This is a genomic window from Pseudomonas sp. UBA3149 (genome assembly GCF_002364655.1).
Classification (GTDB): Bacteria; Pseudomonadota; Gammaproteobacteria; order Pseudomonadales; family Pseudomonadaceae; genus Chryseomonas; species Chryseomonas luteola.
Window position 1 is genome coordinate 95,724 of sequence record NZ_DEYV01000006.1, and the last position, 20,222, is coordinate 115,945.

General features: G+C 58.2%; 21 protein-coding genes and 1 pseudogene. 11 read left to right on the forward strand and 11 right to left on the reverse strand.

The genetic code is table 11. The features are described from left to right. Positions 1-27: 27 nt before the first annotated feature. Both B3729_RS04060 and B3729_RS04065 read left to right on the forward strand, forming a co-directional pair. On the forward strand, positions 28-522 hold the full coding sequence (locus B3729_RS04060) for an LEA type 2 family protein (protein WP_010796655.1): 495 nt from the start codon (positions 28-30) through the stop codon (positions 520-522). Between the two features lie 165 nt (positions 523-687). Continuing rightward, positions 688-1,344 (forward strand): class I SAM-dependent methyltransferase, encoded by a 657-nt coding sequence (locus tag B3729_RS04065; protein WP_239382268.1) that lies wholly within the window; start codon positions 688-690, stop codon positions 1,342-1,344. Positions 1,345-1,350: 6 nt separating this feature from the next. Here B3729_RS04065 and B3729_RS04070 read toward each other — a convergent pair whose 3' ends face one another. Next, positions 1,351-2,265, reverse strand: coding sequence for an AraC family transcriptional regulator (locus tag B3729_RS04070; RefSeq protein ID WP_286787353.1), 915 nt, complete (start codon positions 2,263-2,265; stop codon positions 1,351-1,353). Between the two features lie 266 nt (positions 2,266-2,531). On the opposite strand from B3729_RS04070, the gene B3729_RS04075 reads away from it, so the two are divergent. Next, positions 2,532-3,593, forward strand: a complete 1,062-nt coding sequence (locus tag B3729_RS04075) for an NAD(P)-dependent alcohol dehydrogenase (protein WP_286787124.1) — start codon at positions 2,532-2,534, stop codon at positions 3,591-3,593. A 118-nt stretch (positions 3,594-3,711) separates the two neighbouring features. Further along, positions 3,712-4,550: pseudogene (locus B3729_RS04080) on the forward strand (EamA family transporter). A 17-nt stretch (positions 4,551-4,567) separates the two neighbouring features. On the opposite strand, the gene B3729_RS04085 reads toward B3729_RS04080, so the two are convergent. The 3 genes from B3729_RS04085 to B3729_RS04095 form a co-directional block, all read right to left on the reverse strand. Next, a complete protein-coding gene (locus B3729_RS04085) occupies positions 4,568-5,581 on the reverse strand; it encodes an SDR family oxidoreductase (protein ID WP_286787125.1) in 1,014 nt (337 codons plus the stop codon). Between the two features lie 79 nt (positions 5,582-5,660). Beyond that, positions 5,661-6,083 (reverse strand): hypothetical protein, encoded by a 423-nt coding sequence (locus B3729_RS04090; protein ID WP_286787126.1) that lies wholly within the window; start codon positions 6,081-6,083, stop codon positions 5,661-5,663. A 53-nt stretch (positions 6,084-6,136) separates the two neighbouring features. Next, positions 6,137-6,616: a GNAT family N-acetyltransferase gene (locus B3729_RS04095; RefSeq protein WP_286787127.1), complete on the reverse strand. Its 480-nt coding sequence runs from the start codon at positions 6,614-6,616 to the stop codon at positions 6,137-6,139. A 181-nt stretch (positions 6,617-6,797) separates the two neighbouring features. Between B3729_RS04095 and B3729_RS04100 the strand changes: the two genes are divergently transcribed. Next, the gene (locus B3729_RS04100; protein WP_167517259.1) at positions 6,798-7,337 is read left to right on the forward strand and encodes an invasion associated locus B family protein; all 540 of its coding nucleotides are present in this window, start codon (positions 6,798-6,800) and stop codon (positions 7,335-7,337) included. A 261-nt stretch (positions 7,338-7,598) separates the two neighbouring features. Then, positions 7,599-7,940, forward strand: a complete 342-nt coding sequence (locus B3729_RS04105) for a zinc ribbon domain-containing protein YjdM (protein WP_010796645.1) — start codon at positions 7,599-7,601, stop codon at positions 7,938-7,940. A 65-nt stretch (positions 7,941-8,005) separates the two neighbouring features. Here the strand turns inward: B3729_RS04105 and B3729_RS04110 are convergent, their stop codons facing one another. Then, complete coding sequence (locus B3729_RS04110) at positions 8,006-8,785, reverse strand: hypothetical protein (RefSeq protein ID WP_286787128.1); 780 nt, start codon at positions 8,783-8,785, stop codon at positions 8,006-8,008. A gap of 565 nt (positions 8,786-9,350) precedes the next feature. On the opposite strand from B3729_RS04110, the gene dctP reads away from it, so the two are divergent. From dctP to dctM, 3 genes are all read left to right on the forward strand, one after another. Next, on the forward strand, positions 9,351-10,343 hold the full coding sequence (gene dctP, locus B3729_RS04115; protein WP_010796643.1) for a C4-dicarboxylate TRAP substrate-binding protein DctP: 993 nt from the start codon (positions 9,351-9,353) through the stop codon (positions 10,341-10,343). Between the two features lie 107 nt (positions 10,344-10,450). After that, the gene (locus B3729_RS04120) at positions 10,451-11,080 is read left to right on the forward strand and encodes a TRAP transporter small permease (RefSeq protein ID WP_010796642.1); all 630 of its coding nucleotides are present in this window, start codon (positions 10,451-10,453) and stop codon (positions 11,078-11,080) included. Then, positions 11,077-12,360: a C4-dicarboxylate TRAP transporter large permease protein DctM gene (dctM, locus tag B3729_RS04125; RefSeq protein ID WP_286787129.1), complete on the forward strand. Its 1,284-nt coding sequence runs from the start codon at positions 11,077-11,079 to the stop codon at positions 12,358-12,360. Before B3729_RS04120 ends, dctM begins: the two co-directional genes overlap by 4 nt. Before the next feature lie 57 nt (positions 12,361-12,417). Here dctM and B3729_RS04130 read toward each other — a convergent pair whose 3' ends face one another. The 3 genes from B3729_RS04130 to B3729_RS04140 all read right to left on the reverse strand — a co-directional run bounded on the left by B3729_RS04130 (position 12,418) and on the right by B3729_RS04140 (position 14,588). Continuing rightward, complete coding sequence (locus tag B3729_RS04130) at positions 12,418-13,119, reverse strand: cold shock and DUF1294 domain-containing protein (protein ID WP_286787130.1); 702 nt, start codon at positions 13,117-13,119, stop codon at positions 12,418-12,420. A 168-nt stretch (positions 13,120-13,287) separates the two neighbouring features. After that, positions 13,288-13,875 (reverse strand): adenylyl-sulfate kinase, encoded by a 588-nt coding sequence (gene cysC / locus B3729_RS04135; RefSeq protein WP_286787131.1) that lies wholly within the window; start codon positions 13,873-13,875, stop codon positions 13,288-13,290. An 8-nt stretch (positions 13,876-13,883) separates the two neighbouring features. Further along, positions 13,884-14,588, reverse strand: a complete 705-nt coding sequence (locus B3729_RS04140; RefSeq protein WP_150348681.1) for a sulfotransferase family 2 domain-containing protein — start codon at positions 14,586-14,588, stop codon at positions 13,884-13,886. 313 nt (positions 14,589-14,901) lie between these two features. Between B3729_RS04140 and B3729_RS04145 the strand changes: the two genes are divergently transcribed. After that, entirely contained in the window at positions 14,902-15,201 is a 300-nt protein-coding gene (locus B3729_RS04145) for a hypothetical protein (RefSeq protein ID WP_181123629.1), read from the forward strand. Positions 15,202-15,257: 56 nt separating this feature from the next. On the opposite strand, the gene B3729_RS04150 is transcribed toward B3729_RS04145, so the two are convergent. After that, positions 15,258-16,508 carry an acyltransferase family protein gene (locus B3729_RS04150; RefSeq protein WP_239382290.1) on the reverse strand — a complete coding sequence of 417 codons (1,251 nt, stop codon included), beginning with the start codon at positions 16,506-16,508 and terminating at the stop codon, positions 15,258-15,260. A 223-nt stretch (positions 16,509-16,731) separates the two neighbouring features. Here B3729_RS04150 and B3729_RS04155 point away from each other — a divergent pair, with 223 nt between their 5' ends. Then, on the forward strand, positions 16,732-17,202 hold the full coding sequence (locus tag B3729_RS04155) for a hypothetical protein (protein ID WP_286787136.1): 471 nt from the start codon (positions 16,732-16,734) through the stop codon (positions 17,200-17,202). 37 nt (positions 17,203-17,239) lie between these two features. On the opposite strand, the gene B3729_RS04160 is transcribed toward B3729_RS04155, so the two are convergent. After that, positions 17,240-18,736: a CoA-acylating methylmalonate-semialdehyde dehydrogenase gene (locus tag B3729_RS04160; RefSeq protein WP_286787137.1), complete on the reverse strand. Its 1,497-nt coding sequence runs from the start codon at positions 18,734-18,736 to the stop codon at positions 17,240-17,242. Positions 18,737-18,797: 61 nt separating this feature from the next. Further along, positions 18,798-20,141, reverse strand: a complete 1,344-nt coding sequence (locus tag B3729_RS04165; protein ID WP_286787354.1) for an aspartate aminotransferase family protein — start codon at positions 20,139-20,141, stop codon at positions 18,798-18,800. Between the last annotated feature and the right edge of the window lie 81 nt (positions 20,142-20,222).

Consider the following 20,222-nt stretch of genomic DNA (forward strand, 5'->3'; position numbering starts at 1 on the left):
TGATGTATCGCCGACCGGAGCCTTTTCATGTTGTTATCTGCCTACCGCACTTGCGCTCGCCTGTTGATCGGCGCCTTGTTTCTACTGGGTCTTGCAGCCTGTAGCACCCTGGGCCAGCGGGATCCGTTGCGAATTGCCGTGGCAGGCATCGAGCCGCTGCCAGGACAAGGGCTGGAAATGCGCTTCAATGTGAAGCTGCGTGTGCAGAACCCAAACGATACAGCCATCGACTACAACGGCCTGGCGCTAGATATGGACATCAACGGCCAGCCGCTGGCCAGCGGTGTTAGCAGCCAGAGCGGCAGCGTACCCCGGTATGGCGAGACGGTACTGACCGTTCCGGTTACCGTCTCGGCTTTCTCGGCCGTACGCCAGTTCTGGGGCTTTGCCGAGCATACGCCTACCAAGAGCGTGCCCTATACCATCCACGGCAAGCTGGCAGGGGGCCTTTTGGGAACGGTACGGTTCAAGGACAAGGGCGAGTTGACGCTGCCTGAATCGACAGGGGCCGGCACCTGGTAGGTATAGATGGCCCCACCAGAGGGGTTGCTGAAAAACGGGTCGGTCAAGACCAGCCCGGCCTCGCCACAAACGAAACGGAACCAGGTTCCGTCGCTGGATACTGGGAGTTGTCGCTCTGCCAGACCGCGGCTAGGCTCAGGCTCTTCTTCAAGGCGAGCCGTACCGATGAACATCGATACAGAGTCTGGCGCTGCAGTCTATTCTCCCTTGACCCTGGCCCTGTATGACGTCTGGGTGCTGGGAATTTCCAACCGCTTTGCCTGGCAATGCGGTACACGGGATGTTCTATTACCGTTTTTCAATCGCCATGTCGGTACGCAGCATCTGGACGTTGGCGTGGGGACAGGCTTTTATCTGGCAAAGGCAGATCTGCCAGACACCGCTGATATCACGCTGATGGACCTCAATACCAGCAGCCTTGCTGCTGCCAAGCGCAGGGTGAGCCGCGTGTCGACACGAACCGTGCGGCATGACGTCATGCAGCCCTGGCCTGTGCCCGCTCAGTTCGATTCCATCTCGCTTTTCTATCTGTTGCATTGCCTTCCAGGCACCCTGACCGACAAGGTTCGCGTCTTTGCCAACCTGAAGCCGCACCTGAAACCTGAAGGCGTCTTGTTTGGGGCAACCATCCTGGGGGACCGAGCCGGGCATAACGGGTTTGGACGCACACTGATGAATGTCTATAACCGCAAGGGCATCTTTTCCAACCGTCATGACGACGTGCCAGGATTGAAGCACGCCTTAGGCACTCATTTCGAGCAGGTAAATATCACTGTAGAAGGCAAGGTGGCGTTGTTTACCGCTCGCCGCCCCGTCAGCTGACAGGCCTTACGAGGCGGCCTCGGCAGATGGATGCTCATGGCGCTCGGCCGCCGGACTGTGGTCGAAGTAACGTTTGTACTCGCGGCTGAACTGGGACGCACTCTGGTAGCCAACCTGGAGCGCTACCTGGGAGACGTTGAACCGCTGAGCCACGAGCAGTTGCTGTGCCTTGATAAGCCGCAGCCGCTTCAGGTACTGCACAGGTGACACCAGGGTGCTGCGTTTGAAGTGCTCATGAAACGCCGACGTGCTCATATTAGCGCAGCGGGCCAGCTGATCGACGTTCAGCGGCTCGGCGTAGTGGTGATGCAGATACGTCAACGAGGCCGCGATCCGGGCAAACTGCCCCCGCTGCTCGACCAGTGCTTTCAGTGCTCCGCCCTGCGGCCCTCGCAGCGCCACGAACAAGACCTCGCGCAGGCGCATCGCGCCCAAGATCCGGCATTCCAGCGGATCGTGAAGGCACCGCAGCAGCCGCTCCACCGCCTCCCGCATGGCGGTGTCGAGTGGGGAAGACACCATGGACTCTGGCGTCTGCACACGGGCCGGCTGAACCTCTTCCGGTCCCATCGCCAGCACCAGCTCGCCCAATACGCTTCGGTCAATGCCAATGGACACTCCCAGTAAGGGAGCCTCAGGTGTTGCGAACGTCTCACACTCGAACGGTACGGGCAGCGCCTGGACGAGGTAATGGCCGGCACCGTACTCCAGGGTTCGCTCGCCGAGATAGGCCAGCTTGCTGCCTTGCGCCACCACCATCAGGCTGGGCTCGTAGATCTGAGGCGATCGCGACATATTGCTGCGCGCCGTCACGATTCGAACCTGTTCCATAGGCGTTGGCAAAAACCCTTCGCGCGTGGCAAGTGGCTGGATCAGGGAAACCAGGGTGGCATTGGCATCGAGATGGCGGGTCAGCTGCATGGAAACGGCATCGTCAAGAGAAACAGGCATTACCATAATCGTAAAAACAGAAAGGTAAAGAGCCTATAACACCTACATGCTGGAGAAATAGGCATAAGCTCAGGAGGAATCGTCATGACCTGTCCTCGCCGATTCCTCACAATAGGCCTCCCCCCTTTTTCGATGAGTCTGATGTGGCGCCTGCCATCGCCCAACGGTGATGTGCGTTGCCTATGCCAGGCTGTCGCCAGATTCGAAGCGCTATCTTTTGTCTTGTGAGGCTCTATATGACCAAAGCATTCGGCTATGCCGCCCTGTCGCCCACGACACCTCTCGTCCCCCATTCCTTTGTGCGGCGCTCGCCGCGCAAAGATGATGTGGCTATCGAAATCCTGTATTGCGGTGTATGCCACTCCGATATCCATCAGGCCCGTAACGAATGGGGAATTGCGGTGTATCCGCTGATGCCCGGCCACGAAATCGTAGGCAAGGTGACCGCTGTGGGCGCTGATGTCAGCCGCTACAAGGTGGGCGATCTGGTTGGCGTAGGCTGTATGGTGGACTCCTGCCGTCATTGCGAAGCGTGCCAGAAGGATCTTGAGCAGTACTGCCTGGAAGGCCCCACCATGACCTATGCCTCCCCGGATCGCGTAGATGGCAGCAACACCATGGGTGGCTACTCCGACAGCATCGTGGTTAGCGATCGCTTCGTTGTCAGCATTCCTGAAAAGCTGGATCTAGCTTCCGCAGCACCCATCCTGTGCGCCGGTATCACCACTTATTCGCCGCTCAAGCACTACGGTGTAAAGGCGGGTGACAAGGTAGGCGTACTGGGCATGGGCGGCCTGGGCCACATGGGCATCAAGTTCGCCAAGGCCATGGGCGCGGAAGTCACCGTATTTACCCGCTCGCTAACCAAGGTGGACGAGGCCAAGCGTCAGGGTGCGGACCATGTAATCATTTCTACCGACGAGGCCCAGATGAAGGCCGCAGCCGGTCGTTTCGACTTCCTGCTCGACACCATTCCGGTGCAGCATGACCTGAACCCCTACCTCGAAACCCTGCGCTTTGACGGTGTGCATATCCTGGTCGGCCTGATCGAGCCCATCGAGCCCGCCGTTCATGCAGGCAACCTTGTCATGAAGCGTCGTATCATTGCCGGCTCGCTCATCGGCGGAATGGCGGAAACCCAGGAAGTGCTGGATTTCTGCGCCGAGCATGACATTACCTGCGATATCGAGATGCTGGATATCCGCAACATCAACGACGCCTACGAGCGCATGATCAAGGGCGATGTGAAATACCGCTTCGTCATCGACATGGCGACACTGAAGGCGGCACAGGCCTGATGCTGAGGCGGGGCAGCTAAGGCTGCTCCGCTACTGCTCAAACCTTAATCGCACAATCCGCTTTCACACCTGCCAATTCAGCCTACACTCTGGGCACGTCTTCTGATGCAGAACACGCATGCCTACAACAATACGCACACTGACTTTCACCGCGCTGGCCATGCTGGCCTTTGCGGGCAACTCCCTGCTTTGCCGTCTGGCGCTCAAGCACGCTGAAATCGACCCGGCCAGTTTTACAACGCTACGCATTTTTTCAGGCGCACTCGTGCTGTGGCTTCTACTACGCCAGCAGAACGGCAAACCGGCCGGCAACTGGCCTTCGGCAATCTATCTCTTTATCTACGCGGCGGCCTTTTCCTTTGCCTATACGCACCTGGAAGCAGGTACGGGTGCACTGCTGCTCTTTGGGGCAGTGCAGGTCACCATGATCAGCCTCGGGCTGTTACGTGGCGAGCGGCTGAACCGTTGGGCGACGGCAGGGCTGCTTCTTGCGTTGGGTGGGCTAGTCGTCCTGCTCCTACCCGGTGCGACCGCGCCTTCGTTGACGGGTGCACTGTTGATGCTGGCATCCGGCGTAGCCTGGGGGCTCTACTCCCTCAAGGGCCGAGGGGTTACCAGCCCGCTGGCCGCTACGGCGGGCAACTCCTGCTGGCGTCTGTTCCGGCGCTGCTCATCAGCCTGGCCTCGATTGCCTATAGCCATTCGGATCTCATGGGAGTGCTCTACGCCGTACTCTCGGGTGCCGTTACCTCGGGAGTGGGATATGCGCTCTGGTATACCGCCCTGCGAGGGCTGGGCTCATTGCAAGCCGCTACGGTACAGCTCAGCGTACCGGTACTGACGGCCCTGGCTGGCGCGCTGCTGTTGAGCGAAGCCCTGACGTTACGCCTGTTGCTCACCGCCCTGGCTGTGCTGGGCGGTATCGCGTTGGTGCTTAATACCCGGCAGAAGCCTTGAACCTCTGCCGGAAAGTTTTACGAGCGCTTCATCAGCCTCAGCGCCATCAGTCCCAATCCTGCAATCGCCACCGATGACACCACCGGGTGTTTGGACATTTTCACGTAATAGCTGCGCGAGCGATACGAGCAGCCCTGGTGCGTACCACGCTCATGCAGCCCATAACCCGGCTCGTACAAGGCATTGTCTTCCCGGCTACGGGAGGGCCGGTCGGCATACTGGGAGTGGTACATGATCTTGTTCATCAGCTTGTCGGTCAGCCGCGGCGACAGCGCCGACAGCCATGCCAGAACCTTGGCCTCGCTGCCCACGAACATATCCCGTTTGGGATTTTCCGCAGCGAACAAAATAGCCTCGGCCACCGCCTCCGGGGGATAGATCATGCCCCGATGTGCCGGCTGGTTGGGCATGTAGCTACGGGCGTGCTCGTTATAGGGCGTATCGATTCGCGCCGGATGCACCAGCGTGACCGAGATAGGGTACTGCTTGTGTTCCAGCTCCATGCGCAGGGCATCGGTCCAACCGTGCAGGGCATGCTTGCTGGTCGAATAGGTCGACTGGACCGGCGTTGCCCGATCACCGAAAAAGCTGCCCACATTAATGATCGCACCCGGGCCGCCGCGCTTGATGAAATAACTGGCCGCCAGACGCGAACCGTAGACGACACCCCAGAAATTAGTGTCGAACATGCGCTTCATGTCTTCGATGGTCACTTCCAGGCAATCGCCAAAAATGGAAACGCCAGCGTTATTGACCCAGGTATCGATATCGCCAAACGTCTCGATAGCCTGCTCAGCAATGCGGGAAACATCCTCTTCCTTGCCAACATCCGCCACCACATAGGCCGCCTGACCGCCCTGCTGCTGAATCTCGGCGCACAATTGCTGGAGCGCCTCTTCATTCCGCGCCGCCACAACGACCTTGGCACCGGCACGCCCAGCCATGCGGGCTGTGACCAGTCCAATGCCGCTGGACGCCCCGGTAATCACTATCACCTGTTGGCTGAGAGGCTTGAGAAGTAGCTTCGCCATGTTCATCTCCTGTCAGAAAGGTATCTATAGTCCTGACAGGAGCCTCGCAGGAGGGTTCGGCTGATTTCAAAATGCCAGACTACCGGAGCGTGTGCAGATTCAAGGTGCGCTCCACTTCACTCAATGCAGACTCATCATCCATCAAAGGGATGGCCTTGCTAGATGAAACGGGTTGAGTTATCTGCTCATTAACGGTCTCGTGCAAAGAGGCATTGTCTAGCGATATGGCAGGCTTGGGTTTACTTGAAACATAGCCTTGAGGAATAAACTTCTGGTCGAGACATTGCTCCCGTAGCGCTGGATTGGCCAGGCTTTTGCAGCCTTTGCCATTGGATAGCCCACCCGCATTGCATGCAAATTTCTTATCTAGGTCCTGCACAGAGAGGCAATCAAGCGAACCAAAAGTCTTGCCTAATATGGTCACCAGCGTCTCTGCAGACGTCGTAGGGGTAATACCGACAGAGAGGACAAGACCTAGCAACCCAGCAATGCAATAACGCATCGGCACCTCCTTGCAATTTTATGTGTTATTTACCAGCTAAAGAACATAGCTGCCTAACGTGACGACAGCTGCTTTCCCATCGAAACCGACCGTACCCCGTAGCCCAGCTCCTCGTATAGCCGCTGCGCGTCCTCATTGAAGGCCCACACGGTGAGGCGCATATCCACTGCACCTTTCTCTTTGGCCCACTGCTCGGCTAGAACCATCAACGTACGGCCAACGCCCTCTCCCCGCCGCGTTTCGTCCACACAGATCGAGCCTACGTGGGCATAACGCATTGGATTGAAAAAGGAATGCGTTTCACTGATGAGGTAAACGCTGATGAACCCGATCAGTTCACTGTCCTCTTGCGCCACAAAGGTTGTGGCATTCGCCGCCCCAATCGCGCGCCGCCAATTCGCCTCGTCACGTCGCACGTCTTCGGCCGATGCAAAGATCTGCGGCCAAGCCTGGTGGTGCATGTCATTGAGCAGCTGCCCCAGCCTGGAAATATCAGCGATGTCATCGGGTGTCGCTTCACGGTAGAGGGGCATTGGAGGTCTCGCAATCACGTCTGATAAGGAAGAGGCCAGAGGCCATGAGGCATTATGTAGCCTCGCCATCAGCCTGCCGTGACGGCCTTCTGATCTTCCTGTGTCGTCATAAGGGCAGCATCAATCGGGTCAAATGACCTATGCTGTACGTCATTACTCTTCACAACTGCAAGGAAGAAACATGAAACAGAACGGCTTTCTCCCGGCGCTGGCCTTTTCGACCATGCTGCTGACGGGAGCCGGCCTGTCCACTACGGTACAGGCACAAACCGCGCCTGGCGATGCACAGGGCAAGCCTACCGCGACAGAGACCTACGGTGACTGGTCGGTGATCTGCCGGAACGTTCCTGAAGAAGGCAAGGTTTGCGCCATGTCTCAGGTTATCAACAACAAGGATGGGCAGCGCATGCTGGCCATCGAGCTGCGTCCTGGAAAAGAGGGCTTGGGCGGATTCATGGTATTGCCCTTTGGCGTTGCCGTAACCAAAGGCGTGCGCCTGCAGGTGGATGACCAGGACACCCGAACGGTGGATTTCCATACCTGCCTGCCGGTTGGCTGCATCGCCCCGCTGGAGTTTGACAACACTCAGCTCAAGGCCCTGCGCAAGGGCAAGGCACTCAACGTGACGGCCACTATCGCCACCGGCGGTGAAGCCCATGGCCCGCTGTCACTCAAAGGCTTTACCAAGGCAGCCGAGCGCACCCGTGCGCTAATGAAATAAGCTGACCGCTCTGGAGGGAGACTGTCAAAGACAGTTTCCTTCTCGCCCCTACACTCTTGTCTGATATGGCCTTGCCGACCTCGGAGCGGCGAACCATACATGTGGATAGCGTTGCCGTACTTATTATTGTGTTCTTTGGTGTAAGGCTGATCGCGCCAGTCGATGAGTCGATTATGGTGGACAGGTGTTGACCACCGCGCCAGCGGAAACCGCTAAAACCCTATATAATGTCAGGCTTTTATCGCCCACCAAGGAAGTCCAGTGAGCACATTGCCACCCTGCCCTCAATGCAACTCCGAATTCACCTACGAAGACGGTACCCAGCTCGTTTGCCCAGAGTGCGGACACGAGTGGTCTGCCACCGAAACTGCGGAAGCCTCCGAGGGCGGCAAGGTCATCAAGGATTCAGTAGGCAATACGCTGCAGGACGGCGATACCGTTACGGTCATCAAGGATTTGAAAGTGAAAGGCTCATCCCTGGTCGTGAAGGTCGGCACCAAGGTCAAGAATATTCGTCTGGTTGAAGGCGATCACGATATCGATTGTAAGATCGACGGCATTGGTGCGATGAAGCTCAAGTCGGAATTCGTGAGAAAGGTCTGATACCTCGCTGATCCTGCCGTCTTTGGTTAGCGTGCCCTGTGAATAGACAGGGCAGCCACGCCGCATTACTGAACCGGCAGGAAGTTCATGAATAGCAGGCTTTGTGCGTAGCTCACCCCCAAGCGCCGATAACGCTCGTCCAGCACCTCGCTGATAAGATCGAGCCGCGCCACAATCTTGCCAAACTCCACCGCAAAGCTCAGGTTGCGTCCATCCTTGGACAACTGATTGGCCAGCAGTAAACGCTTACCCTGTAAGTCCTTGCGTTGCCCCAGCATCCAGGTTGCCTTTTCGATATTGCGGGCAGCATTGTTGATGAACTCGGCGCTGATCGTATCGGTGATATAGAACTCCATCCGACCGCCGTGGGCAGTGATCAGCATGGTGCCAATGGCATAGATGAACGCACCGGCTCGGTCGCCCTGAAACTCGGGACTCAAGGCATAGCTGAGCGCCTGGATATCCCTCAGGCCATTGAGCGAAGGCAGGTCACGGTTCTGCTCGATAGCCGTCTGGATGAGCTTTTCTGCCGCCTCGATCGTTGGCTGACCCGTCTTGCGCCACTCGGCCGGATTGCGGCGGTACAGCTTATCCAGCAGTCGATAAAGGCTGTTGAGGTTGTCACGCATCGCCAGCGTGGCCATACGATCCACATTGGTCTGGAAGAACTCGCCGGCATCAGCCGAATCATCCTTGTTCATGATGTCGGAATGGCTGAGCTGCCCGCAGCCCCCCAACGTGAAGAGCAGGGAAACCACCAGCAGCATTGTGTAGCAAGGACGGTACAGCCGTACGCGTCGGATCAGCGCAGCGAGCGGAAAAAAATAGGGAAACACAGAGATCATCGGCTTTCGTCAATTACTGCCCGGACGCTTAGTCCCGCGCAAGGTAGGCCAGTTCAGCCGGACAGTAAAAACGATGCGCTCACCTGATGCTGTGCGATACCCCTAGGAAATAAAGATCGGCCCTTAAAAGTGCTGATTCGCAAATGCTGCGTTTAATCGACGTACGGTTTTCAACTTAAACAGTTAGCAAAAAATGCCAATTACGACACAACTGAGCAAAATATGTCGCAATTAGGCAGTCCAGCAGTGGCGAAAAACCGCCAACCAGCGACATTAGTGGCGGATTACCGCCAACGCTTAGCAAAAGCTCTGCCGCCTCGTTAAGAGGGCTAGACCGATGGTACCCAAGAGACTTCCAGGCGGTGCTCTAGAGCGCCTGTCTTGAAATCATTGTGACATGGTATTGCACACCAGCGATCCCTATCGTTTCTCGGCATATTGCTTGCCCTATGATTTGTAGAGGCGAACTCTGCGTGTGCCGTCTAAGGTCGTTAATGATTAACGAATTCTGATATACATGCTGCCCTCACTGCCTCACCAATAATCACAACAAAGGAATACAGGTATGTTCAAGATGACGCTCAAGGCTCTGGCCTGCGCACTCGCGCTTGGTGCTGCCGGATTGGCTAATGCTGCAGATCCCATCGTAATCAAGTTCTCCCATGTCGTAGCCGAGCACACACCCAAAGGGCAAGGCGCCATTCTGTTCAAGAAGCTGGCGGAAGAGCGACTGCCCGGCAAGGTAAAGGTCGAGGTCTATCCGAACTCGTCCCTGTTCGGCGACGGCAAGGAAATGGAAGCGCTGTTGCTGGGTGATGTGCAGATCATTGCGCCGTCACTGGCCAAGTTCGAGCATTACACCAAGCAGATACAGGTATTTGACCTGCCCTTCCTGTTCAATGACATGGCCGCCGTGGACCGCTTCCAGCAGAGCCCCGCGGGGCAGAACCTGCTCAAGTCCATGGAAGACAAGAACATCACCGGGCTGGGGTACTGGCATAACGGGCTGAAGCAGCTGTCTGCCAACAAGCCTTTACGCGAACCCAAGGATGCCCGTGGATTGAAGTTCCGTGTCCAGGCGTCTGCCGTGCTTGAAGAGCAGTTCAAGGCAGTGCGCGCTAACCCGCGCAAGATGAGCTTTGCCGAGGTATATCAGGGCCTGCAGACCGGTGTGGTCAATGGTGCTGAAAACCCTTACTCCAACATCTACAGCCAGAAGATGTATGAAGTGCAGAAGTACATCACCGAGTCCAACCACGGCCTTCTGGACTACATGCTGATCACCAATACCAAGTTCTGGAATGGTCTGCCTGCCGACGTGCGCAGCGAGCTGGACAAGATCGTTGTGGAAGTCACGGCTGAAGTGAACAAGCAGGCTGATGCCCTGAACCAGGGCGACAAGCAGCGCATCCTGGATGCCAAGACCACCGAGATCATCACCCTGACGCCTGAAGAGCGGGCCAAGTGGCGCGATGCCATGAAGCCGGTTTGGCAGAAGTTCGAAGGCGAGATCGGTGCTGACTTGATCAAGGCCGCTGACGCGTCCAACCAGATCTAAGCACACCCCTGTAGCGCAGGCGAGCCCAGTGCCGCCTGCGCAGTGACGGATGGGCGGCCCTCGGCTGGCCCATCCCACGTCTGCCCTGCTTGGCGGGAGATCAATCGATGAGCGCCCTACGACGTATCTGGGACCACTTCGAGGAAGGTTTCATTGCCTTTCTCCTGGCGGCCATGACGCTTGTGACCTTCACCTACGTAATCCTCAATAACTTCTATACGCCTTTCTATACCCTGGGTGACTACCTGGGCGGCAACGAAACGGTGCTGGCCATTGGTGACAAAATCCTCGACATGGCGCAGTCCATGACCTGGAGCAGCGCCCTGACCAAAGCCCTGTTCGCCTGGCTGATCTTTTTCGGTCTGGCCTATGGCGTGCGCACGGCAGGCCATATTGGTGTCGACGCACTGGTCAAGCTGGCCAGCAAGCCGGTTCAGCGCATCATTGGCCTGATCGCCTGTCTGTGCTGCCTGGGTTATGCGGGCCTCATCGCCGTTGCCAGTTTCGATTGGGTCCAGACTCTGCTAGGCGCCAGCATTGGCGCAGAGGACCTGGGCCATTTCGGGATCAAACAATGGCATATCACCCTGATCGTGCCGTTCGGCTATGCCATGGTATTCATTCGCTTCCTAGAAATTCTGGTCAGGATCATACGCAACCAGCAGACCGGCCTTGGGCTGGCCGACGAGGCCGCCGATGCCTTGAAACTCAAAGAGCATGAGGGAGAGAAACCATGACCGTCATCTTTCTCTTCGTCGTGCTGTTTGCACTGATGTTTATCGGCGTTCCGATTGCCGTGTCGCTGGGTCTGGCCGGCTCGGTCACCATCATGCTGTTCAGCCCCGACTCGGTTCGTTCACTGGCGATCAAGCTGTTCGAGACGTCCGAGCATTACACCCTGCTGGCGATTCCGTTCTTCCTGCTGTCTGGCGCGTTCATGACAACGGGCGGTGTGGCAAAGCGGCTGATCGATTTCGCTAACGCCTGCGTAGGCCACATCCGCGGCGGTCTGGCCATCTCGGCCGTACTGGCGTGCATGCTGTTTGCGGCCCTGTCCGGCTCGTCTCCGGCCACGGTGGCGGCGGTAGGTTCCATTGCCATTGCCGGGATGGTCCGCTCCGGCTACCCACAGGCTTTTGGTGCGGGAATCGTTTGTAATGCGGGCACCCTGGGCATTCTGATTCCACCGTCCATTGTGATGGTGGTTTATGCGGCGGCTACCGAGCAGTCGGTGGGCAAACTGTTCATGGCCGGCGTGATCCCCGGTCTGCTGCTGGGCGTGGTGTTGATGGTGGCGATCTATATCGTCGCCCGAAAGATGAACCTGCCCGCCTTGCCTCGTGCGTCGCTGCGTGAGCTTCTTACCACGGCGCGCAAGGCGATCTGGGGCTTGCTGCTGATGGTGATCATCCTCGGCGGGATCTATTCGGGTATGTTCACTCCAACTGAGGCCGCGGCCGTCGCGGCAGTTTATGCCGGATTCGTGGCCCTGTTCGTGTATAAGGACATGACCCTCCGCGACTGCCCGAAGGTGCTGCTGGAGTCCGGCAAGCTGAGCATCATGCTGATGTTCATCATTGCCAACGCCATGCTCTTTGCCCATGTACTGACTACGGAACAGATACCTCAGCAGATCACCGCCTGGGTGGTTGAAATGGGCCTGCAACCCTGGCAGTTCCTACTGGTTGTGAACGTTCTGCTGCTGGTAGCCGGTGCGTTCATGGAGCCGTCGGCCATCATTCTGATCCTGGCGCCGATCCTCTTTCCCATCGCCGTTCAACTGGGAATAGACCCGATCCACTTGGGCATCATCATGGTCGTAAACATGGAGATCGGCCTGATCACGCCGCCGGTCGGGTTGAACCTGTTCGTAACATCCGCTGTGACAGGTATGCCGCTGGCGAATGTTATCCGCGCGGCCTGGCCGTGGCTGATGCTGCTGATCAGCTTCCTGCTGATCATCACTTACATCCCGGCGATCTCGCTGGCGCTGCCTAACTGGCTGGGCATGAGCTGATCGCTCACGGTGCCCATCCTTGCAGCCCGGCTTTTATGCCGGGCTGTTTCATTTCGTTTAAAAGAACAGAGGCACGCGGTCAAACAGATGCAAGCGGTGGAAAAATAGCTCATCCGCCCACAATGCCTGATGCAGCAGCACGATGATCCAGAAGACGGCCTGATAGCTCACCTTGCGGGTCTTGTGGCGAAAGACCTGTTGCGCCACAAGACCACCCGGCCAACCGCCGGCCAGCTCAAGCATGTGCAGGGTTTTCTCAGGGATACGCCGCTGCGCCTTCAGTGCGCTCTGCTTGTCATGCCAATAGAACAGGAAGGCCACCAGGCTTGCGCTACCATAGAGAGCCAACGGGAAGAGGCTGTATCGTGTAGACAGAACATGCAAACTTCCCCAAACAGGCAACACGCAAAGTACCGCAAAGAGGACGAGCTTGACCGGCAGGTCCTGAATACCGTCATGGCGCTGTTGACGCGGACGTGGTGCCTGGGCGGGCCGGGAAGCCGTTCTGGCAGGCGTGGATCGTTGACGGATGGACGGTTTGTCCAGCTTCATGCCTGCATTCAGACGAATATGCTCCGCCCGCAGACGCCCTTTGCCGTCAGGCCCCGCGACATACAGGACCTTATCACCGGCTACCGGCCTCCGATCACCCCGTACCGCTGAAATATGAGCGAACACCTCATCCCCGCCCTGCTCCGGCCGGATGAACCCAAAACCCTTTTCGTCATTCCAGCTCTTCAACGTCCCGCGCTGTTCCATCGTCCGCTCTGCCTGGAAAAAGCAGGCATGCTACCGAAACGACAGAAGTCAGTAACAGGGCGGACAGTGGATGGGTATTGCATGCCCCTACCCATACGCTTACCTCTAATTACTTCGGAAACGCATCCTCCGCTCAACCCTTTCGGCTGTCTTACTTACCCGTTCAGCTCAGGCCTCCGACGTCAGCAATCCTATTAATGCCTGCGTTGCCTCGGGAATAGACAGGCGCGCTGTGTCGATTTCGCAATCAGCATCATAAGGTGGCTCGTAGGGACTATCGAACCCGGTAAAATTGTGGATTCTTCCCTCCCGCGCGGCGCGGTACAGCCCCTTGGGATCACGCCGTGCACACTCCTCAAATGATGTGCTGACGTACACGCAACGAAACTGGCCCGGCTCGAACAAGGCCCGCGCGGCATCACGATCGGCCTGGAACGGTGAAATCGCCGAGACGATCACCACCAATCCCGCCTCTACCATCAGCTTCGCCACCTCGGCTATTCGCCGGATATTTTCGCTCCGCTCCGCCGCCGACATCCCCAGGTCACGGCATAGCCCATTGCGCAGGTTATCGCCGTCCAGCACGTAGGCATGCAGGCCGCGCTGGTGCAGTGCCAAATCAAGACTGTTCGCCAGGGTAGACTTGCCCGCACCGGAAAGCCCGGTCAGCCACAGGCAACAAGGCTTTTGCCCCAACGCCTGTGCACGCGCCGAGGCGGGCAGGGTCAGATCATAAGGCCGGATACAGCTTCCCATCAGTGTCCTCACGCATAACCTAATAATTCGAAATCACGTGCATACACCCGGCGAATCAGCCGCCGTGTGCGCGCCGTACAAAAGGCATGCGCAGGCCCCGCCTCCCGCTGCCGCGACGGATTGATATGTGGCAGCGTCGCCGACAGGTCCAAGATATCCGTCAGTCGAGCGAAATCTTCCTCAAGTGACTCCTGGCGCCCAATGAAATCCATTGCCAGCCGCCCCAGGGAATCTGTCAGAAAGTCGGTCTGCGGCGCGAAGTGAATCTGCCGTCGGATGTTGTCCTCATGCAGCCACTGTGCGACGAACGTATTGAAATTGTCATAACGCGACATCAACCGCCATGCAGAAAGATCGCGCGCGATGGGCTCATTTCCCCTTAAAAAGGCAAATGCCGAATACGCCCGCTCCAGCGGATGGCGCACAAAGGTAAATTTGAAACTCTGTTCGAAGGCCTCGGGAAACTGCTGCTCATACCAATACAGCGGCAGATGCCCCGGTCGCCAGCCATCGAACAAGGCCTTGCACAGGCTGCTTCCGGCGCACTTGGGTACATGGATGAATAGGCAATTTTGATCGGCAAACGGCTTGGGAAAAATCACATTCCCGGACATGACCTTGTTCACCACCTGCCGATCGACCACCGAAAGACGACCCAGCAGAAAGCTTCGCTGCGCCTTGGGGATGAGCTTCCATAGATACCGCTGCAACATACCTGTTTGTACCGCCTGAATTTTGCGCAAAGCCATCCGTAGATACACATGGCTGAAAAGGCGAAAAGGCGAAAAGGCTAGCAGAGGCCCTCGCCATTTAAGGTTTCGAGTAGGTAAAAGCCATGTAAAGGCGCTGATACAGAAGCGATCTGCCTCACGCGGCTACTTTTGTTCTGAATAGGCGTACAAACCGCTCTACAGTAGGCTTTCGGCCATTTCGCCTGCTATGCGGCTGTGTATCGCCTGGGTAAAGTCGGCACGACAGCCGGGAGGGCTGTGCTTAGATAGCTCAACAACACGACAAGGACCGGGTATGAAACAAGCACCCCTTCTTTCTACAGCTGCACTGGCGTTGGGCCTGTTTGGCAGCGTTGCGCTGGCCGATCAGGAGCCGCCGCCCCGCGGCCAGCATGACCGTATGCCGCCGCCCGCGGCGTTTGAAGTGTGCGAAGGTAAGCCTGTCGGCGCGCCAGTCATGCTTACTCTGCCTGACGGCAAGGCACTCAAAGGCGTCTGCAAGGACTTCCAAGGCCGGCTCGCCGCCATGCCTGAGCATATGCCACCGCCACCCAAAGACGGCGCCCCGCCCGGCTCTCCGCCAGATGCGCGATAGCCTCTATAAAAAACCGTCTCTAAGGGCGGTTTTTTTATAGCTAATCCAGAGTGCGTCTAAGCGCCCCGACCTTTCCTGTACTTCTGAGGCAGGTGCGCCTCCAGCCAACGGCGCAGGGGGCCGATTAGAAAACGTTGAATCAACAGCCCCAGGCCAATGACTACGATCAGGTGGGGGATGAGGCTCCACAGGGGAATGGTGACCACATCGCCCAACACATCGCTGACGGCATCACTGATCGCGTCGCTAGCGGCCTCATGCGCCTGGGTAAAGAAGGCCAACAGATGCCGCGTCCACGGGTCGATCAGGCTGATCATGGGTGTGTGGATGGCAAAGATGCACAGCGATGCCTCACCCAGCCGCCGGGCCAGTTGTTGCAGGGAGGCGCTTTCCGGTGCGCGGAAGGTAGCGCAGGCCAGCAATAGCAAGCCCTGAAAAGGCGTCAGTAGACCATTGTGAACCAGATAGAACCAGCGGCGCCCGTCCTGCTGCAAGAGCCATGCGCCAATGAAAAGACCACTCAAGCCAACGGCAATCAGGCAGTACCGGTAGCGCTCTGCCAGTTGGGCCAGGGAAGGCTCCTGCAAGGCGCGATAGAGAATGATGCCAATCAGAAACTCTGGCAGGCGAATTACCGGGTTGCGATGGATAACGCCTACGGTCACATAGTCATAGGCATGCAGCCAGGTCGCCAGCAAGGGCACCAGCAGATAGGCGCCCCATAACGCGAACCCTATCAGTATCCACCGGCGCGCCGCCATCAGGCGTGGCGCAAGCAAGGGGAACAGGATATAGAAGAACAGCAGGGCAGAAATGGACCAGGTCGCACCATTGAGCCAGAGAAAGCGTGGCTCCCAGGACTGAAGCAGCAGAATCTGCATCAGGATGTGAACACCCGCCATGAGCCAGGAGATGGGCAGCAGCTCCTCGAGCCCCTCGCCATCCTCCAGCGACGCGTAGGGATGCTGGTTGTAATACACCGGCACACCGTCTGCCGAGGGGGCATTCATCGCCAGTACACCCAGCGCGATGGCCAACGTCATCAGGTGGATGGGATAGAGATTGCACAATCGCCGCGCGATAAAGCCGGCCTGGCTGCCCTTCATTTTGCCCTGATCATCCAGGCAGACATGCGCCAGCAGAAAGCCGGACAACAGGAAGAAAGTGCTAGTCGCGTAAAAGCCCATGCCGACGAGCTTTTGAAAAAGCCACGGTGCGTCACCGTACAGGCCGCCCAGGTGGTAGACCACCATGTAAAGGGCCATCAGAAAACGAAGCCATTCAAGGCCGTAGTAATGCTTGGTCATAGTGAAGGCGAAACGATCAAAGCAGTCATCGAACCGTCATTATGCCAACATTGGACGCCGGCTCGTTGCAGGATGTGTTAGCGCGCTGAAACACCTTGGCCACACATCGATCGCCTTCCCTGAAACATCAATTTCCGCAATGGTCGTTATCTCTGTGCTTCATTTCTAGCATCAAGCGATTGATTCGATAATGAACGTATCGAATCTTCTTGCTGAGGCAACCATGAACACACTTATCCAACACGGTAAGGCAGCCTTGCTGATCGCGCCTCTGTTACTGGCAGGCTGTGCAATCAGTGCCCCGTTTAACGCAGCCCCCGAAAGCAACACAGCTCAGGCTAGAACCCAGGGCGGATCGCTGACCGTCAATCGCATCGAGCCCGCTGCCGGGCAATACGTCCTGAGCCTTGCGACAACAGCGCAGCACCCCTCCTACTCGGATTGCAGCACTGCGCTGATCATCTCCGGCACCGACCAGTTCCAGGCCGATGTCGTGCAACGCCAGCAGTACACCAAGTCGGACTACAACGTCACGTACGACGTGACGCTGAGCAACGCTCAGATGCAGCATCTGGCAGGTAACGACACTTTGAACGTTCAGCTCTGCAATGTTCAGTACTCAGTGTCACACGCACAGATCAATGACCTGCAAGCCAAGTTTCTGGCCGTGACCAAACTGAGTCCTCAAGCTTGAGGGCTAGCCGACAGACCAGCCCTTGACCGTACCGTAATCAGCCGTTACTCGGAAACGCAAACTGCGCCGCTTCGTGACTGGCGCGTTGCGGCCAGCGTTGGGTGATGGTTTTGCGGCGGGTGTAGAAGCGTACGCCGTCCGGGCCGTAGGCGGCGAGGTCGCCGAAGATTGAGCGCTTCCAGCCGCCAAAGCTGTGGTAGGCCACCGGAACGGGTAGCGGGACGTTGATGCCGACCATGCCCACTTCGATCTCGTCGCTGAAGAGCCGTGCAGACTCGCCGTCGCGGGTGAAGATACAGGTGCCGTTGCCATATTCATGGGCGTTGATCAGCGCGATGGCGTCTTCCAGGCTGTTGACGCGCACCACGCACAGTACCGGGCCAAAGATCTCTTCTTTATAGATGCGCATCTCCGGCGTGACGTGGTCAAACAGGCAGCCGCCGAGGAAGAAACCGTTGCTGTGGTCGGCAACCTTGAGGCTGCGACCGTCGACGACCAGCTTGGCGCCCGCTGCTTCGCCGTCTTGCACGTAACCGGTGACTTTTTCCAGCGCGGCTTTGGTGACCAGTGGGCCCATGTCGAGCCCCTTGCAGGTGCCGGGGCCAACCTTGAGGCTCTGGATTTGTGGGGTGAGGCGCTCGATCAGCGCATCGGCAATCTGGTCGCCCACGCACACTGCCACGGAGATGGCCATGCAGCGCTCACCGCAGGAGCCGTAGGCCGCGCCCATCAGTGCGCTGACGGCGTTGTCCAGGTCGGCATCAGGCATCAGTACCGCATGGTTCTTCGCACCGCCCAGGGCCTGGACGCGCTTGCCGCGGGCCGCGCCTTCCTTATAGATGTATTCGGCAATTGGGGTAGAGCCGACAAAGCTCAGCGCCTTGACCTCAGGTGCCTGGATCAGCGCATCCACGGCGTCCTTGTCGCCATGTACCACGTTGAGCACACCCTTGGGCAGACCGGCTTCGTACATGAGTTCGGCAATCAGCAGCGTAGAGCTGGGGTCGCGCTCGGAGGGTTTGAGGATAAAGCAGTTGCCGCAGGCAATCGCCAGCGGGTACATCCACAGCGGCACCATGGCCGGGAAGTTGAACGGCGTAATACCGGCAACCACGCCCAGCGGCTGGAAGTCGGACCAGCTGTCGATGGCGGGACCGGCGTTGCGGCTGTACTCGCCCTTGAGCAGTTCGGGCGCGGCGGTGGCGTACTCGACGTTCTCGATACCGCGCTTGAGTTCACCGGAGGCGTCTTCCAGCGTCTTGCCGTGCTCTTCGCTGATCAGCTGCACGATGCGCTGCTCGTTCTGCTCCAGCAGTTGCTTGAAGCGGAACAGGACCTGGGCGCGCTTGGCCGGCGGGGTGTTGCGCCACGCGGGGAAAGCCGCCTTGGCCGCGTCGATGGCCTTTTGCACGGTGTCGCGGCTGGCCAGCGGTACTTGGTGAATAACTTCACCAGTCGAAGGGTTGTAGACGTCTGCCGTGCGGCCATTGTCGGCAAAGGCTTCGCCGTTGATGAGGTGGTTCAAGGTGGTCATATCGATTCCCTGTAAAGGCGGCGCGTCGGGTAACGGTGGCGCGCCGCTGTACGAAAAATAATCAGGCTGTGGCGTTGAGGGCTTCGCCCACGGCATCGAACAGGCGATCCAGTTCTTCCGGCGTACTAATAAAGGGCGGGCCGAATTGCAGGGTATCGCCGCCGAAGCGGACGTAGAAACCGGCCTTCCACAGTTTCAGCGAGGCCTCGTAGGGGCGGACGATCGCATCGCCATCACGCGGGGCGAGCTGGATCGCACCGGCCAAGCCGTAGTTACGGATATCGACGATGTGCTTGGCACCGCGCACGCCGTGGATACGCTGCTCAAAATGCGGCGCCAGCTCGGCCACGCGCTGGATAAGGTTGTCCCGCTCCAGGATTTCCAGCGCAGCCAGACCTGCCGCACAGGCCACTGGGTGCGCCGAGTAGGTGTAGCCGTGACCAAACTCGACGGCGTAATCCGGCGTGCCCTGGCTCATAAAGGTGTCGTGGATTTCGCTGGTTGCCACCACCGCACCCATAGGGATCACACCGTTGGTGATCTGCTTGGCAAGGTTCATGATGTCGGGCGTAACGCCAAAGCTGTCCGCACCAAACATGGAGCCGGTGCGGCCAAAGCCGGTAATCACCTCGTCAAAGATCAGCAGGATATTGTGCTGCGTGCAGATCTCGCGCAGGCGTTGCAGGTAGCCCTCCGGCGGCACGATCACGCCGGCCGAGCCGGACATGGGCTCGACGATGACCGCCGCGATGTTGGAGGCATCGTGCAGTTCGATCAGCTTGAGCATTTCGTTGGCCAGCTCGACGCCAGTCTTGGGCATGCCTTTGGTGAACTCGTTGCCCGACAGCAGGGTGTGTGGCAGGTGGTCTGCGTCCATCAACTGGCCGTACATCTTGCGGTTAGCCCCAATGCCACCCAGGCTAGTGCCGGCAATGTTCACCCCGTGGTAGCCACGGGCACGGCCAATCATCTTGGTCTTGGTGGCCTGCCCTTTCAGACGCCAGTAGGCACGGGCCATCTTCACAGCCGTGTCGGCGCATTCGGAGCCTGAGTTGACAAAGAACACGTGGTTCAGGTCGCCCGGCGTCAGGCTGGCAATCTTCTCGGCCAGCTTGAAGGACAGCGGATGGCCGTACTGGAAGCCCGGTGAATAGTCGAGTTGCAGCGCTTGCTTACCTACCGCCTCGGCAATTTCCTTGCGACCATGCCCCGCACCCACACACCACAAGGCAGACAGGCTGTCGTACAGCTTGCGGCCCTGATCATCGGTCAGATACGCACCCTCGGCCGCCACCAGAATGCGTGGGTCCTTCTTGAAGGCGCGGTTGGCGGTATAGGGCATCCAGTGGTGGATCAGGTCGAGTTCGCTGGCAAGCGGTGGCGATACGGTCAGGGGCTGGTTCATGCAGGGCCTCGGGGTACAAGACATGAGCTGGACGGGGCGATAGGAGTCGTCCCGACGAAAGCCTCAGCTTGAGCCTGACCT